The sequence below is a fragment of the Nitrosomonas sp. PY1 genome (assembly GCF_022836435.1).
Classification (GTDB): domain Bacteria; phylum Pseudomonadota; class Gammaproteobacteria; order Burkholderiales; family Nitrosomonadaceae; genus Nitrosomonas.
Genome location: NZ_BQXC01000001.1, coordinates 1649033 through 1666323, shown reverse-complemented (window position 1 = coordinate 1666323; position 17291 = coordinate 1649033). Strand labels below are relative to the sequence as shown.

15 protein-coding genes are annotated in these 17291 nt (G+C 42.2%); 6 read left to right on the top strand and 9 right to left on the bottom strand.

Annotated features, from left to right (window positions below; translation table 11 throughout):
* Window positions 1-2 precede the first annotated feature (2 nt).
* The 5 genes from W03_RS07725 to W03_RS07705 all read left to right on the top strand — a co-directional run bounded on the left by W03_RS07725 (window position 3) and on the right by W03_RS07705 (window position 5380).
* Window positions 3-1841, top strand: coding sequence for an ABC transporter ATP-binding protein (locus W03_RS07725; protein ID WP_244072420.1), 1839 nt, complete (start codon window positions 3-5; stop codon window positions 1839-1841).
* Between the two features lie 282 nt (window positions 1842-2123).
* Complete coding sequence (locus W03_RS07720) at window positions 2124-2666, top strand: chorismate lyase (protein WP_244073714.1); 543 nt, start codon at window positions 2124-2126, stop codon at window positions 2664-2666.
* Window positions 2663-3535, top strand: coding sequence for a 4-hydroxybenzoate octaprenyltransferase (gene ubiA / locus W03_RS07715; protein ID WP_244072419.1), 873 nt, complete (start codon window positions 2663-2665; stop codon window positions 3533-3535). The genes W03_RS07720 and ubiA overlap by 4 nt, the downstream gene beginning before the upstream one ends.
* An 18-nt stretch (window positions 3536-3553) precedes the next feature.
* The gene (gene ubiD / locus W03_RS07710) at window positions 3554-5017 is read left to right on the top strand and encodes a 4-hydroxy-3-polyprenylbenzoate decarboxylase (RefSeq protein ID WP_244072418.1); all 1464 of its coding nucleotides are present in this window, start codon (window positions 3554-3556) and stop codon (window positions 5015-5017) included.
* 18 nt (window positions 5018-5035) lie between these two features.
* Entirely contained in the window at window positions 5036-5380 is a 345-nt protein-coding gene (locus tag W03_RS07705) for a DMT family protein (protein ID WP_244072417.1), read from the top strand.
* On the opposite strand, the gene truB is transcribed toward W03_RS07705, so the two are convergent.
* The 6 genes from truB to W03_RS07675 all read right to left on the bottom strand — a co-directional run bounded on the left by truB (window position 5373) and on the right by W03_RS07675 (window position 13286).
* On the bottom strand, window positions 5373-6284 hold the full coding sequence (gene truB / locus W03_RS07700; protein ID WP_309296109.1) for a tRNA pseudouridine(55) synthase TruB: 912 nt from the start codon (window positions 6282-6284) through the stop codon (window positions 5373-5375). The two genes, W03_RS07705 and truB, sit on opposite strands and share 8 nt — an antisense overlap.
* Window positions 6285-6349: 65 nt before the next feature.
* Complete coding sequence (rbfA, locus tag W03_RS07695) at window positions 6350-6739, bottom strand: 30S ribosome-binding factor RbfA (RefSeq protein ID WP_244072415.1); 390 nt, start codon at window positions 6737-6739, stop codon at window positions 6350-6352.
* Between the two features lie 18 nt (window positions 6740-6757).
* On the bottom strand, window positions 6758-9433 hold the full coding sequence (infB, locus tag W03_RS07690) for a translation initiation factor IF-2 (protein WP_244072414.1): 2676 nt from the start codon (window positions 9431-9433) through the stop codon (window positions 6758-6760).
* 86 nt (window positions 9434-9519) lie between these two features.
* The gene (gene nusA / locus W03_RS07685; RefSeq protein ID WP_244072413.1) at window positions 9520-10992 is read right to left on the bottom strand and encodes a transcription termination factor NusA; all 1473 of its coding nucleotides are present in this window, start codon (window positions 10990-10992) and stop codon (window positions 9520-9522) included.
* A 25-nt stretch (window positions 10993-11017) separates the two neighbouring features.
* Window positions 11018-11446 carry a ribosome maturation factor RimP gene (gene rimP / locus W03_RS07680; protein ID WP_244072412.1) on the bottom strand — a complete coding sequence of 143 codons (429 nt, stop codon included), beginning with the start codon at window positions 11444-11446 and terminating at the stop codon, window positions 11018-11020.
* A gap of 376 nt (window positions 11447-11822) precedes the next feature.
* Window positions 11823-13286: a hypothetical protein gene (locus W03_RS07675; protein WP_244072411.1), complete on the bottom strand. Its 1464-nt coding sequence runs from the start codon at window positions 13284-13286 to the stop codon at window positions 11823-11825.
* 742 nt (window positions 13287-14028) lie between these two features.
* Here W03_RS07675 and dinB point away from each other — a divergent pair.
* Entirely contained in the window at window positions 14029-15195 is a 1167-nt protein-coding gene (gene dinB, locus W03_RS07670; protein ID WP_244072410.1) for a DNA polymerase IV, read from the top strand.
* Here the strand turns inward: dinB and W03_RS07665 are convergent.
* The 3 genes from W03_RS07665 to W03_RS07655 form a co-directional block, all read right to left on the bottom strand.
* The gene (locus W03_RS07665) at window positions 15188-15712 is read right to left on the bottom strand and encodes a TPM domain-containing protein (protein WP_244072409.1); all 525 of its coding nucleotides are present in this window, start codon (window positions 15710-15712) and stop codon (window positions 15188-15190) included. The genes dinB and W03_RS07665 overlap by 8 nt on opposite strands.
* On the bottom strand, window positions 15713-16588 hold the full coding sequence (locus W03_RS07660; RefSeq protein ID WP_244072408.1) for a YgcG family protein: 876 nt from the start codon (window positions 16586-16588) through the stop codon (window positions 15713-15715). It lies immediately after the preceding gene.
* Window positions 16589-16667: 79 nt separating this feature from the next.
* Entirely contained in the window at window positions 16668-17276 is a 609-nt protein-coding gene (locus W03_RS07655; RefSeq protein WP_244072407.1) for a LemA family protein, read from the bottom strand.
* Between the last annotated feature and the right edge of the window lie 15 nt (window positions 17277-17291).

The window sequence follows — 17291 nt, the reverse complement described above, 5'->3', positions numbered from 1 at the left end:
CTATGTTTGGGTTTTTTGAACGACTCATTGATCCTTATCCGCCGCAGCATCCAGTAGAGCCACCTAAAGGGGTTTATCAGTTTTGTCGCCATTACGTTCGCGGTATTGAAGTTCATTTAGCCATACTCGCAGTATTAACTACGCTTTTGGCTATCAGTGAAGCGATGCTATACAGTGTGCTTGGCCAATTAGTGGATTGGTTGGCAGAGAAAAATACCGTCGATTTTTTTGCTAGGGAATGGGTAGTCCTGCTGATCATGTCGGTTTTCGTGTTATTGGTAATTCCGACATTGGTGTTATTGCACTCTGCTGTGATTCATCAAACATTGATGGGTAATTTTCCGATGCGAGTGCGTTGGCTATCGCACCGTTATTTGTTAGGACAAAGTTATACTTTTTTTCAGCACGAATTCAGCGGACGTATTGCGACAAAAATCATGCAAACCGCGCTGGCAGTCCGCGAAACAGTATTGAAGCTATTGGATGTCATGCTGTTTGTTTCGGTTTATTTGGTTACTACGTTCACCTTAATTATCAATGCCAATTTAATATTGTGTTTACCTTTGCTGGCTTGGTTGATTTTATACATCGCTATTTTGAGTTATTTTGTGCCGCGTCTTAAGCATGTTTCTACATTGCAGGCAGATGCGCGATCGATCATGACCGGACGTATCGTCGATAGCTATACCAATATTTTGACACTGAAACTTTTTTCCCAGAGCCAACGTGAATCGGCATATGTTAAGGCCGGCATGGAGGAATTTATGGCAACGGTTCATCCACAGATGCGGTTGTCGACTGGGCTTAACGTTTGTGTTTGGATTATTAATATGCTTTTGGTATTTGTTACGGGCGCAATGGGTATTCATTTGTGGCTGCAAGGCGATATCGGGCCGGGTGCAATTGCCATTGTCATGAGTTTAGCCATTCGCTTAACGGGCTTATCGCATTGGGTGATGTGGGAAGTCAATGCGTTATTTGAAAACATCGGTACTGTTCAAGATGGTATCAATACACTATCCAAGCCACAGCAAGTCGTTGATAGCCCTGATGCCAAAGACTTGCACATTCAAGATGGTGCGATTAGCTTTAATCATGTGGGCTTTGCTTATCATTCCAATGCGCAGTATTCAGCGCAAATTTTTGACAATCTCGATTTGCATATTGTCGCGGGTGAGAAAGTTGGCATTGTTGGTCGGTCAGGGGCCGGCAAATCAACATTTGTCAATTTACTACTGCGGTTTTACGACGTGCAGCATGGCAATATTACCATCGATGGGGAAGATATTCGCGCCGTGACGCAAGATAGCTTGCGCGCCAATATTGCCATGGTGACGCAAGACACATCTCTGCTGCATCGCTCCGTTCGCGATAATATTTTGTTTGGCAGACCCGATGCCACTGATGCGCAAATGATTACTGCTGCAAAACAAGCGCAAGCGCATGAATTTATTCTGACATTGAGAGATATTAAAGGCCGTACGGGCTATGATGCGCACGTTGGTGAGCGCGGCGTCACGCTTTCAGGAGGTCAGCGGCAGCGGATTGCCATTGCTCGCGTATTGTTAAAAAATGCGCTTATTTTGGTACTGGATGAAGCGACATCAGCCCTGGATTCGGAGGTCGAAGCGGGTATTCAGCACAGCTTATACCAATTAATGGAAGGTAAAACGGTTATTGCTATCGCACATCGTTTGTCTACTATTGCTGCAATGGATCGATTGATCGTGTTCGATAAAGGTCGAATTGTAGAGCAGGGTAGCCACGCCAAGCTCATTGCTAATAATCAACTGTATGCGCAGCTATGGAGCCACCAATCCGGTGGATTTCTAGGATTGTAGAATCTTAATCGCATCGCAAGAATCTTCAGCAGTGATCGAGCGATAAATATGGTCAAGAGAGACTGAACATTTAGGTGCAAGGATACGGGATCAATTCCAAAATCGTAGCGAAATGGAAAATGGCAGCCAGCAGAAATCTAGATTTCATAAGTAAGATATATGAACCGCCTAACTTGCCATATTATTAACTATTGTATAATTCTGTGCATTATTCTAATAATCACTCGGTAGGAACTTCTGTACGTGTAATGGGTGCGATTTCGTTGAACAATTTTCATGGCTATGAGTAGCACACACTCGCAGACATGGCATACGACTTTGGTGTCGGTTTGTTACCGCCAGAGGTATTGGTTGCAAGATCGAGGTTCGTTGACGCGACGCATTCAAGATTGTTGTGAGCAATTTTTTGTTAAGCCGATATTTCAAGCATTTAGCAGAATTTATGGCGATGAATTGCGTGTCATGGGTGCTCGTTCTGATGAGCTAGTGATGGTGCGTGAAGTGTTTCTATATTGCGGTGAAACACCGGTGGTTTTTGCGCATTCGACCGTAACACGTCGAAACTTACGAGGTGTATGGCGCGGGCTAAATGGACTAGGTAATAAATCGCTAGGTACGATGTTATTCAATAATCCACGAGTTAAGCGTACCCCTCTGGAGTTCAAGAAAGTTAAGCAAGGACATTTTCTGTATGACCGGGCTTGTGTGTCACTGCCTATCAAGCCCGCTAGTTTGTGGGCGCGGCGTTCGCTATTTACCCTAAATGGGCAGTCAATCTTAGTGACGGAAGTATTCTTGCCAAGCATTCTAAATTTGCCAATATGAATTTTTCAGATCGAATTAAAATCTACGCGCAATTGATGCGGCTTGATAAGCCGATTGGTATTCTATTGCTATTATGGCCAATGTTATGGGGATTGTGGTTCGCCGCGCAAGGTGTACCCGATTGGCATATCTTGTTTATTTTTATCGCAGGTACGGTTTTGATGCGCTCGGCCGGTTGCGTGATCAACGATTTTGCAGATCGTCACATCGATCCACACGTTGATCGTACCAAGCATCGTCCCATGGCAGTAGGGAAGGTGAGTTCTCGAGAAGCCATCGTACTTGCTTCTGGCTTGAGCATATGTGCCTTTATATTGATTCTACCCTTGAATCAATTGACGATATTATTATCCGTTCCGGCATTATTCTTGGCCGGGACATATCCGTTTACCAAGCGTTTTCTTGCCATACCGCAGGCATATCTAGGCGTTGCATTTAGTTTTGGAATCCCTATGGCGTTTGCGGCTCAGACGAATAGCTTGCCAGTGATCGTGTGGGTTTTATTACTCGCCAACTTGTTTTGGGTGATTGCTTACGATACCGCGTATGCAATGGTCGATAAACCGGACGATTTGAAAATTGGCATTCACACATCAGCCATTACTTTCGGGCGCTATGATGTGTTGGGTGTCATGTTATGCCATGCGAGCTTTATCGCCTTGATGATAGTGGTTGGGCGATTGCAACAAATGAGTTTGGTTTATTACGTAGGACTCATGATAGCAATTGGTTTGATGGTTTATCAATATATGCTCATTCGCCATCACGATCGTGCGTTATGTTTCAAAGCATTTTTGCATAACAATTGGGTGGGAATGGTTGTGTTCTTAGGTATTGCAATCGATTTCCTGGTTTTTCCGCATACTTAATCAAACAAGGCATCCTATATGCAATATCAAGATTTGCGTGACTTTATTGCGCAATTGGAATCCACGGGAGAACTTAAACGTATCCAAGCCGAAGTCGATCCTATATTGGAAATGACCGAGATCTGTGATCGCTTGCTCAAAGCACAGGGACCTGCCGTATTATTTGAACACCCGAAAGGTTATGACATACCGGTACTCGGTAATTTATTCGGCACGCCTAAGCGAGTGGCTTTGGGAATGGGACAGGAATCGGTAGAAGCGCTGCGCGAAGTCGGTCGATTGTTGGCGTACCTAAAAGAACCAGACCCACCCAAAGGATTGAAAGATGCATGGGATAAGCTACCGCTATTAAAGCAAGTGCTGAATATGGCGCCCAAAGAATTAAGCAACGCGCCTTGTCAAGAAGTGATTCTGCAAGGTGACGAGGTAGATTTGCGTCAACTTCCGATCCAAACTTGTTGGCCGGGTGACGTTGCGCCACTGATTACTTGGGGGCTGACCGTAACGCGAGGGCCGAACAAAACTCGGCAAAATTTGGGTATCTACCGTCAACAAGTGATCGCTCCTAATAAAGTTATCATGCGCTGGTTGGCGCATCGTGGCGGGGCATTGGATTTTCGCGAGTTTTGCTTGATGAATCCAGGCAAACCCTATCCCGTTGCGGTTGCACTGGGAGCGGATCCAGCAACGATATTGGGGGCTGTAACACCGGTACCGGATACCTTGAGTGAGTACCAGTTTGCTGGGTTGTTGCGTGGCGCCAAAACCGAAGTGGTTAAGTGCATTGGTAATGACTTGCAAGTGCCTGCCAGCGCTGAAATTGTGCTCGAAGGTGTGATTCATCCCGGAGAAACGGCGCTGGAGGGACCTTATGGCGATCATACCGGTTACTATAACGAGCAAGAAACGTTTCCAGTCTTGACGATCGATCGTATGACCATGCGGCGCAATCCTATTTATCATTCCACCTACACGGGTAAGCCTCCCGATGAACCTGCAATCCTCGGTTTGGCGCTGAACGAAGTGTTTGTACCATTATTGCAAAAACAATTTCCCGAGATTGTCGATTTTTATCTGCCACCGGAAGGATGTTCTTACCGCATGGCAGTGGTAAGTATGAAAAAGCAATATGCCGGGCATAGCAAGCGTGTAATGTTTGGAATCTGGAGCTTCCTGCGTCAATTCATGTATACCAAATTTATTATTGTGACTGATGATGATATCGATATACGTGATTGGAAAGAGGTGATTTGGGCAATTACCACACGCGTTGATCCTGTGCGCGATACATTGTTGGTGGAAAATACGCCGATCGATTATCTCGATTTCGCAAGCCCTGTTTCTGGATTGGGTGGAAAGATGGGGTTGGATGCAACGCATAAACTTCCTGGTGAAACGAATCGGGAATGGGGAAAGCCCATCACCATGGATGAAGCGGTCAAAAGAAGAGTCGACGGTATGTGGCAGGAGTTAGGTTTTTAAAAAAAGCGTATTATCTGAATGAAAGAGATTTGGCAAACGATCGTTTTACTGACTATGAGCAATGTGTTTATGACGTTTGCCTGGTACGCGCATTTGAAAGAACTCAATCATAAGCCCTGGATTATTGCTGCGCTGGTGAGTTGGGGGATAGCGTTTTTTGAATATATGATACAAGTGCCAGCCAATCGGATTGGATTTACGGTGCTCACTATTGCGCAGCTCAAAATTCTTCAGGAAGTAATCACTTTGACGGTATTTGTACCGTTTGCGCTATTTTATTTGAAGGAGCCGCTGAAACTCGATTATTTGTGGGCAGGCTTATGCATGGTTGGCGCAGTGTATTTTATGTTCCGAACTAGATAATTGAGTATTTATGAGTTGCAAGTAGGCGTTTCGCTATGATTTTCTGATCATGAGTAACCGTTCCTAACCCCAAGAATTGCTGCTGTGGATTATAAAGCCTAATAGAAGTGTCCTTCGGTAGTACGTTTTTCAGTTGATCCGAAACAATTCGTCCTTGTGTAATATGAAGCACCGCTGCGTCATCTAATGTGATGGCCTGGAATTTTTGCAACAGACAATCAATAGGCAATAAACATCCGTCACGCGATACGGTATCCAATTTTTCTAACGTTGCAAACGTCTGCGCTTGAGCAATATCAAAACAATCGATCCGAGTGCGACGAAGTTGTGTCAAGTAAGCACCGCCATATCCTAAAGCTTTACCAATATCTTCAGCCAGCGTTCTGATATAAGTTCCTGTACTGCAGTGGATCGTTAAACGCAATTCATATTCTTGTAATGATTCAATATGTAATTGATAAATTTGTACTTGGCGTGCTTTTCGTTCTACTGTTTTTCCGTCTCGAGCGTAGGCGTATAGCGGTCTTCCTTGGTATTTAAGTGCGCTATACATGGGAGGAATCTGGGTGATCGTTCCGATAAATTGTGTCAGTATGCGATCACAGTATTGTCGAGTTGGGGGGCAAAAATCATCATTGATCACTTTGCTGATTTCACCTTCGGTATCGCCGGTTGTGCTGAGGTATCCCAGTATTAAAGTGGCTTGATAGGTTTTATCGGCACCCAACAGCATGGCGGAAAATTTCGTAGCTTCTCCAAGGCAGAGAGGCAATAGACCCGTGGCCATCGGATCCAAAGTTCCAGTATGCCCACATTTGGTGGCAAAGAAGAGTCGTTTGATCGATTGAACGGCTTTGTTGGACGAAGCGCCTAATGCTTTATCCAATAACAAAACACCACTAATGTTTCGTGGATTGGTTTCTTGAGTGTTTTTATTCAGGGAGAGATGTGGATTTAGATGAAAAACGACTATTGATCAGAGTTCTTTTGTTGCAAAACTTTATCTTGTGCGACAGCATCATCAATCAATTTGGATAAGCGCGTACCTCGTTCCACCGATTCATCGTAAACAAAATTTAATTGCGGTGTGATTCGTAACTGCATACGATGCGATAACTGTGAGCGTAGAAAACCTTTGGCATTTTCCAGGCCGTTCTGTGTGAGAAAAATTTCTTCGGAATCACCCAGTATGGAATAGAAAATCTTTGCTTGACTATAATCTCGGGTGACTTCAACCGCAGTAATTGTGATGTTCTTAACTCGCGGATCCTTGGTTTCATGCCGCAGCAGGTCTGCCAATTCACGTTGTATTTGATCGGCAACGCGTAATGTACGAGAATTTTCTTGTCGTGTAAGCATTTATTTTGAATGCAAAAATTATAAAGTACGTGCTGTTTCGACGATTTCGTATAATTCCAGTTGATCGCCTACCTGTATTTCATTAAAATTTTTCAAGGAGATACCACACTCAAATCCTTCGCGTACTTCTTTAGTATCATCTTTAAAACGTTTTAATGAATCCAGTTCACCACTATGCACAATTAAACCATCGCGTATAACTCTGACTTGAGAATTTCTTTTTACAATACCATCCAACACATAGCATCCAGCCACAGTACCAACTTTAGGAATACGATAGATTTCGCGAATATCGACCATGCCCAGTATGTTTTCTTTGCGATCGGGTGACATCATGCCGGAAAGCGCTGCTTTTATCTCATCAACTGCTTCGTAAATAATATTGTAGTAGCGTACATCGACGCCGCTCGAGGTAATCAGTTTACGAGCGCTGGCATCAGCCCGAACATTAAAACCGATGACGACGGCTTTTGAAGCAAGGGAAAGATTAATGTCTGATTCAATGATAGCGCCTACGCCACTGTGAACGATATTGACTTTGACTTCATCTGTGGAAAGTTTTTGTAGTGCATAAGCTAATGCTTCACATGAGCCTTGAACATCCGATTTGATAATCAGTGCGAGAATTTTTACGTCATCTTGTTGATCGAAGATGTTTTCGAGCTTTGCTGCTTGTTGTTTGGCAAGTTTTACATCGCGATATTTGCCTTGTCGGAATAACGCAATTTCACGTGCTTTACGCTCATCATTGAGTACGATGACTGTTTCTCCCGCTTCAGGTACTTCAGAAAGGCCTTGAATCTCCACAGGAATGGATGTGCCTGCCGATTTGATGGCTTTACCATTTTCATCATTCATGGCGCGTACTTTTCCATATACTGCGCCCGCCAATAATACATCTCCGCGGTTGAGAATTCCGGATTGCACTAAAATGGTCGCCACTGGCCCACGTCCTTTATCTAATCGTGATTCGATTACGACACCTTTTGCGGGAGTAGTGGTAGGGGCTTTCAACTCCAGTACTTCAGCCTGCAGTAAAATAGATTCTAATAACGAATCGATTCCGGTACCCGCCTTTGCAGATACTTCGACAAACATCGTATCGCCACCCCATTCTTCCGGAACAACTTCATGATTTACCAGTTCATGGCGGATGCGCTCAGGATTGGCTTCCGGTTTATCAATCTTATTGACGGCAACAATGATTGGGATCTTGGCTGCCTTTGCGTGGTGTACTGCTTCAATAGTTTGTGGCATAACGCCATCATCTGCAGCGACAACTAGAATGACGATATCGGTTATTTTAGTACCGCGTGCGCGCATGGCAGTAAATGCCTCATGTCCCGGTGTATCCAAAAACGTGATCATGCCATGATCCGTTTCGACATGGTAAGCACCGATATGCTGAGTGATCCCTCCTGCTTCTCCGCTTGCTACTCGAGTGCGTCGAATATGATCCAATAGTGAGGTTTTACCATGATCTACATGTCCCATAACGGTAACAACTGGCGCACGAGGATCCAGCGCCGCTTCTGTATTTGAAGCTTCATTATCAGCTAGAAAAGCTTCTGGATTATCAATCTCCGCATATTTCGCGATATGCCCCATTTCTGACACAACAATCATTGCGGTTTCTTGATCGAGCATTTGATTGATGGTAACCATGCTACCCATTTTCATTAGCACTTTGATGACATCGGCGGCTTTAATGGACATTTTCTGAGCGAGGGCGGCAACAGAGATGGTTTCAGGTACCATGATGTCTCGAACGATTGGCTCGGTCGGTGCTGAAAATGCATGTAGGTTAGATTCATCTGTCGTAACTTGCTTATTGTGCTTGTCTTTGCGTGGTGATGCGCGCCAGCCTTGGTTATTTGCGACTTCTCCGCGTGTCTTGAAGCCGCGCTTCTTGATACTATCATCTTTCCAAACACTTTGTTCTTTGGCTTGTTCTTTGATTTGCTTTTTCTTTTTCTCGGTTGCTGTAACTACCGGTTTGTGCAATGTACCTTCGGAAGAAAGATTACCGGATGAAGGAGCTGAAACCTTGGATTCTGGTGCTTTTTCTGATGATACGGCTGCTGCAGGTTCTGCAGATTGATGCGATGATTGGTCAGCGGATTCATTGGGAGCGGGAAGATTTTCTGTGCCAGAGATCGCTGATTGTGGTTCTTTCTTGATGTCATCCGATTTTTCAGATTTCTTGCGAGTTTTCTTTAGCTTAATTTCTTCTGTTTGACGAGCGATTAGTTCTGCTTGTTTTCTAGCTTCTTCCTGGCGCAGAGCAAGTTCTTCTGCGTCGATCACAAACTCTTTGTTTTTTTCCTGGGTAGGTGGTGTTGAAATGCTAACAGCTACTTCAGGCACTGGTTTTGGATTTTCTTCTAAAGCTTGCGTGGTCACTTTTTGTAATACGCGTTTTTTTCTGACTTCGATTTGAATCGTTCTAGGACGTCCGGTACTATCCGATTTTCGGATTTCCGAGGTTTGACGATGCGTTAAGGTGATTCTGCTTTTTGATTCTGAGGCGCCGTGTGTCTTCCTCAGATATTCAAGAAGTTGTGTTTTGTCCTGCTCGGTTAAAGCATCCTCTGCCATGATTTTTTTTACGCCAGCAGCTTTAAGCTGTTCTAGTAAAACGGTTGGTTGCAGGCCTAGTTCATTAGCAAACTGTTCTACACTGATTTGAGCCATTTGTAATCTATAACCTCTCTGTAATCAAAATTATCAGCAAATCCTATAATATTCAGTACGTATTATTTATTGATGATATTTCAATATTAAGTAAACCACGGTTCACGTGCTTTCATAATAAGCTGATTAGCGCGTTCAACCTCAATACCTGTCATTTCAACCAAATCATCTGCAGCCAAGTCAGCCAAATCAGCTTGGGTACTAATACCGTTCGACGTTAATTGGCGAACGATATCATCATCGATGCCTTCGAGTGCCAGTAAATCGCCGGAGATATGTTCGACTTTTTCTTCTTTAGCAATAGCATCGGTCAGCAATACATTGCGAGCTCGATTACGTATTTCATGAATGATATCTTTATCGAGGGATTCGATTTCTAACATCTCGTTTATAGGAATGTAAGCAACCTCTTCTAGCGTAGAAAAACCTTCTTGCACCAATATTTCTGAAATCTCTTGGTCGACATCCAGCTTCTCCATAAAAATCTGGCAAATTTGTGAAGTTTCTTTTTCGTGCTTGGCTTTAGATTCGTCAACAGTCATAATATTCAGATCCCAACCTGTCAATTCGGAGGCAAGTCGAACGTTTTGTCCGCCTCGTCCAATTGCCTGTGCCAAGTTGTCATCGTCGACGACAATATCCATACTGTGCTTTTCTTCATCAACCATAATGCTGCTAATTTCTGCAGGTGCTAGGGCGTTAATGATGAAAGTGGCAGGATCATCTGACCATAGAATAATATCGATACGTTCACCAGCAAGTTCACTGATGACGGCTTGTACACGTGAGCCGCGCATTCCAACGCAAGTGCCAATCGGATCGATCCGTGGATCGTTTGATTTGACCGCGATTTTTGCGCGTGAACCTGGATCGCGCGCAGCTACTTTAATTTCAATCATCCTTTCTTCTATTTCGGGAACTTCCAGCTCAAATAATTTTGTCAAAAATTCCGGTGAAATGCGCGAGAGCTTGAGTTGCGGGCCTCGTGCGGCTCGATCAATTCTGTGTAAGTAGGCGCGAACACGATCACCTACACGCAGGTTCTCTTTCGGAATCATTTGATCACGCGATAACTCAGCTTCAATTTTTCCAGATTCAATTATCGCATTGCCACGTTCAATGCGCTTTATGGTGCCAGAAATCAAGTAATCTCCTCTTTCGAGAAATTGATTGAGCGTTTGTTCCCGTTCCGCTTCACGAATTTTTTGAAAAATGACTTGTTTTGCTGCTTGTGCACCAATGCGACCAAATTCAATCCCTTCAAGAGGTTCTTCAAGATGATCATTTAATTGAATAGCGTTATGTATTTTCTGCGCATCATCAAGTGTAATCTGACGTGTCGGATTTTCGATTGCTCCATTATCTACTACTAGCCATCGACGAAAAGACTCATAATCACCCGTTTGTCTATCAATGGAAACCCGAATGTCTATGTCTTCTTGGAAGCGCTTTTTGGTAGCAGATGCCAATGCGAGTTCAAGTGCCATAAAGATTATTTCTTTTTCGACAGTTTTCTCGTGCGCTAGTGCATCTACCAGCAGTAAAATTTCTCGGCTCATAGTTCTCCATTCAAATCTAATGCGGTTAAAGTTTTGGAACCAAGCGAGCTTTCATGAGGTTGCTCAATTCAAGATTCAATAATTTTCCTTCCACTTCAAGCTTAATCGCACCATTGTTAACTTCCCGCAAAATTCCTATAAAATTTCTTTGCCCCTCAAGCGGAATGCGTAGTTTTAACTTGATCGTTTCTTCTTTAAAACGAGTAAAATCAGACTCCTTTCGTAAAGGCCTGTCTAGCCCCGGCGACGATACCTCCAAGCGACCATAATCGATATTTTCTACTGTTAGTAAACGAGTAAGGTGATTGCTTATTAATACGCAATCATCAATACCGATTCCTTCATTTTTATCCACAAATATTCGCAATAATTTATTATGTGCAGATTGTTCTATTTCTACCAACTCATAACCCATTCCTTCGAGAGTTGATGCTATTAATACTTCCAATTCCATAGTTGTGACTACAAATAAAAAATGGGCTCAAAGCCCATCATTGATTATACTTGTTATGATTATCCGTTCCAGTTGGATCTTACCAAAAAAATAGAGGTTAGGAAATATAATCTTCCCTTTGTTTTTTCTATGATGAGGAATTTATGAATAATAATTTTCACAAATAAATGACCAAGCATTAGAATCTTTTTCCTGGAAAGCGTAATAAAAACATTGTGGAAACAGAAATTAGATTGGCTTGTTTTTTGAGAAACGTAATTTTTCGGAAGTTATTAATCAATAAATATAAGGATTTGCAGGATGGAAGAGGATTGTACAGAGATCCTGGTTGTATAAACAGTCAATCGATCTAAATACATTAAGTTTCATAACGCCATCAATTTTTTGAGTTCTTGTACCATATACCGGTTTCTTCAAGGCTTAATTGGTTATATTTTTCAGTGATAAAACTCCATAATTTAGGTTGTTTCGTTGGAATGAGGTTTTCGTATTCCTTGCTGATAAATAAATAAGTGGGCGGCTTATTTCGGAATTCCTGATAGAAATTTTCCCATTGATAATCTAGTTGATATTCTAGAATCCAACCATTAGTGCTTAATTCTGGTAGTCGTGATGTGATTAAATATTTTCTAGGGTTACCGCATACATAAATAGTATCTTTTTCTTTCAATAGGTTGAGAACCGATAGTACATGGTTTTTTGCATAATCATAGCCGAGCAATCTTGCATAATTTTGGGAGTATAGACTAATCTCCAAGGATTTGAATTGGTTGTGAGTAACAAAAGCTATAATAATCAGAATAATAGGGATTCTTTTGAGTGAATTGTTGAGTTCCACATAAACCAGTAAGTGATAGATCAAATAATCCAAAGCAAGTACAGAAAATAACGCAATGGGTACGTACAGCAGTTGAAAATGGTAAGACCACCAAGAAGTCTTTTGTATGACAATGAGTGCAAATCCGATGATTCCCCAAGCGATGATCATGCCAAAAAAATGTAATTCTTTTTTGGGAGTCAGAAAAATACCGATAGCAGCTAATATTAAATAAATAATCATGAGCTTGCCGAACCATTTGATTGAGTTCAATAATCTTTCTGGATGTACTTGGTCTCCTAAGTTGATAACCTGTGTAGGTATTTTAAAAAAGATATCAGTGACTAAATTCTCGATGTGGTGCGTAAAAACATAATTCAAGAAAATGATGATTGGAATAACAAAACCAATAATTATTGGGGGCAATTGTGTAACCAGAATGTGCGTTAACCCTTTATTCTTCAAGCAAAATATAAAATGAATAAGCATGAAGGCAAAAATAATCGGGATATAAATTAATTTACAAAGCACCACGATGCCCATCAATAATCCTACTAAGAAGTAAGCTATTAATAAATTAATCTTGTTTTTGTATGCTTTATCTAGTAGCCAGACAATTAGATATAAGGGAACATTAATCAGTGCCTCAAGTTGCGTGAGTTGTAATGCGGCAGCATTGCAGTAATAAACGCCAATAACGAATAGTGGAAATAAGCTGCTACTTAATTCGTTTTTATAGAAGAGTGAATATTGTTTAATAGAAAAATAGAGAACTAGCGAAAATATTAACCAATAGCCTAACTCGAAATAATGAATGCCAACATCGCTCCACCCCAGTGTTTTTCCAGCGAAAAAATAAAAAATAAAAATACCTGGTTGCTTGAAATCGAATAAATCTTTATACAAAATTTTTCCGGCATCGAACATTTGTGCAATGACAACAAATAAGGATTGGTCTCCGCCAAGTACGGTAAAACTTTTGATAGAGCCTACTATGGCGATGATGCTCAGTACGGTGATCATCGCAATCCTGTTTTTTATTTCTCTATAAATCATAAAGTTATTTTTTAATGATGAATTGGTTATTATTTAATTAATGGAGGAGGCTTTAATTAAAGTAAATATTCGTTTACGTTCAAAGTTTCCACCATAACTTGCTTTATGATATCGCTTATTAAATTTTATGTTTGTTTGAATAACGAAGGTTTATGCTGTATTTCTCAAGGCTTTTGACTATTAAGTTAGTCATATCTGATGAGCTATCTAGCGCACCGGCAAGCTTATCAGAATGTTTTTCTAGCACTATTCCGATTCTTTAAATGTATTTAAGTTGGTTGGCGTACTCTTAAGCTTTGCAGGCTACCGTTTGGTGAAGGCTAAAACGACTCGGTATCGTTGAGGAAGCCGCGCTTATCCCGATGTCGCCATGGATACCAATACGCGATCTTGGAGTATCTTGCACCTGTCAAACTATTATACCCGCATCAATTTTCACTATCACAGCAATCTACTCTTAAGGGTTCAATAGATTACTTCTTTAAAATGTCATACCATCGATTAATTGCGTTGCGTTATGATTCTTAATTAGCAACAGAGCTACTTTGCTAGCAGATTGTCAATGTAGAAGCTGGATTGTTTTCTAATGTAATAGTTACAATTTTCTGTTTCTTTAACATCCTACCGGACTAACAAATTGCTTATGGTAGCCTAGAGCCTTTCAATTAATAAAAAATGTGCTCACTTCTTGGAATTGGCATCGATAGCAATGAAAAACGCTACTCCTCGCAGAATTGCTCATCTGGACATGGATGCTTTCTACGTATCGATCGAACTGATTCGCTACCCTCAGTTACGCGGTTTGCCCGTTGTTGTGGGCGGACGAACGGAGCAACAACCTACTACTAAATCTGATGGTATGTTACGTGTTCACCGGTTACATGAGTACGTTGGGCGTGGCGTCATTACAACGGCTACTTATGAAGCGCGAGTAGCCGGAGTGTTTTCTGGGATGAGCATCATGAAAGCTGCTCAGCTGGTGCCCAATGCGGTTTTATTGCCTGCAAACTTTGCTGATTACCGATACTATTCTAAGCTGTTCAAAGCTGCGGTGGCAAAATTAACAACTCAGATCGAAGATTCCGGCATTGATGAAATCTATATTGATTTGACGCAATCTCCCCATGATTCGAAGACGCTGGGCAATTTGCTTAAGCAAACAGTGAAAGAGGCCACCGGGCTTTATTGTTCTATTGGTATTGCGCCGAATAAGCTGTTGGCAAAAATTTGCTCGGATCTGGAAAAACCAGATGGCTTGACGATTATGGAAATATCGGATATCCCTGATCGAATCTGGCCATTATCAGTCAAAAAAATCAATGGAATTGGCCCTAAAGCTACTAAAAAACTTGCGGTTTTAGGTATTTATACTATCGGAGAATTAGCACAGGCAAGATTAAGCTTTCTTAAGCACTATTTCGGGCATAGCTATGCAATATGGTTAGCGGAAGCGGCGCAGGGAATCGATGACCGTCCGATTATTACCAACCCAGAAACCAAATCGATAAGCCGAGAAACAACATTTGAGCGTGATCTCGATTTATATCGTGACCGTGCTACATTGACGGAATCATTGAATAATTTATGTGAGAAAGTGGCGCAGGATTTGAAACGTAAGAACTATATTGGTAGAACGATTTGTATCAAATTGCGTTTTGCAGATTTTCAGACATTGACGCGAAATATCACTCTTTCGACTTATACCGATGATGAGATAAGAATTCTTGCAGCGACAAGAGAATGCCTGCGACGTATTGTTATTCAGAAGAAAATTCGTTTGTTAGGTGTCAGGGTAAGCTCATTATCTCCTTTTCATTACGAAAATAATGCTTCCGCTATACCATTACAGGCAGAGCTACCGTTTGATGTTATTTAATAACTCTGGGTGTACGCCCAAGAACAATAGGTCTATTGGAGAGTTCATTTTTTTTACTGGTGCCATGACAGGGAAAATGTTCGTTCAAGTACATGCTAATGCAATGAATTCCTTCGATCACGCCGGTTTCAAATTGCTGCTGTACAAACGCCCGTTCCATTTTTTGGCAAATTGCTTGCCATTGGATGTCGGTTATTCTGGTATTTAAACCCCGGTCTGCAACAATTTCCACATCTCGATCAGCTAATAACAAATAGATCAATACACCGTTGTTGCACTCGGTGTCCCAGATACGTAATAGAGAAAACACTTCAATCGCTCGCTCGCGCGTGGTTTGATTATTGAGTAATGCGGTTGTGCTCAGCGATGCTTCGACAGCAAAACAAATTTCTCCTTCATGGTTCGATTCCGCGCGTTGTATAGATTGCTCAATTGCTGCTAGAGCGGTATCCGTAAAAATTCGCCGTAATGAGAGTTGACCTGTTTTAAAATGACGTAGAATACGCAGTAAATTCATTTACCATCTCCCAGATGCGCCACCACCACCAAATCCGCCACCCCCTCCGCTAAATCCTCCGCCACCAAAACTTCCGCCACTCCCTCTGTATGAATCGTTTGGCCAATGACTACGCCCACCGCGGTAAATGCCTGTGCCAGGACTGTGAGAAAGCCCCATTATTAATGCAAAAATTGCTACGGTAATGGCAATAGCAATGGAGGCCATTAATAACCAACTGATAAATCCTGCGCCAATGCTCGTAATAACAGCTCCCCCCAGGCGTCCTAGTGGCGGTTCCAATATTTTTCCCAGGATAAAAAATCCGATCAGTATGGGAACGATGATGTCCAGAGTTTTTGTTGAATCCGTGAAACCCCCTTCTTTTTTTGGAGTGATGGGAGATGGAAGCGGCTCCCCTTGTATCAATTGCAGCATGGCGTCAACACCCGCTTCAATTCCTTGTACGAAGTTATCATTTTTAAACTGAGGAATAATGATTTGCTCGATAATCTGTTTGGCTTTAGCATCGGATAGCACACCTTCCAGGCCATAGCCTACTTCAATTCGAAGCTTGCGGTCATTTTTAGCGACGACAAGCAACGCGCCATCGTCGGTATTCTTTCGTCCCAGCTTCCAGCTTTCTGCGATGCGTAGTGCATATTGCTCAATACTTTCTGGCTGTGTGGTTGACACGATAAGCACAGCTATTTGACTACCTTTCTTTTCTTCAAAATTACTGAGTTTTTGTTCTATGAGCGCCATTTCGTTAGACGATAGCGTCGCAGTCAAATCAGTAACACGAGATTTGAGCTCGGGAATGGCCAATTGTGCCCAGGCATTCGCGCTTGCTATGATCGCAATTAAACTGATTGCTAGCAAATATCTGTGCCACATTCGTATGATTAGAACCAACCTATTTCGCATATACATAAACCACCGCTAAAGGGTTATTGATACACTATTGGACAATGCATTACTTCTCAGGTGCAACTTTTGAATTAAAATCGACTATTGGTGGCGTGACGATTTCTTGTTCATTTTCAACTGAGAAAGTCGGTTTTACCGTATATCCAAACATCATAGCCGTCAGGTTGCTGGGAAAAGAACGCACAGTAACATTATAATCTTTTACCGCCTGAATATAGCGGTTGCGAGCAACAGTGATGCGATTCTCAGTACCTTCAAGCTGCGCTTGTAAATCACGAAAATTTGTATCTGACTTGAGTTCCGGGTATTTTTCTACAATTACCATCAAGCGCGACAGGGCGCTGGATAATTCTCCTTGTGCATGCTGAAACTTGGAGAATGCATCGGGATTGTCGATCAACTCTGGGGTTGCTTGAATGGTGCTTACTTTGGAGCGTGCCTCGGTAACACCGATCAAAACGTCTTTTTCGTGTTTAGCAAACCCTTTTACCGTGCTAACCACATTGGGAATCAAATCGGCGCGCCGTTTGTATTGGTTTAATACCTCTCCCCAGCTTGCCTTGATCTGCTCATCGGTTGATTGCAATGTGTTGTAACCACAACCACTCAAGATAATCGAGCCGATAAGTGCTAAGCCCAACGTCCATCTATACATAATCATCTCCTTATC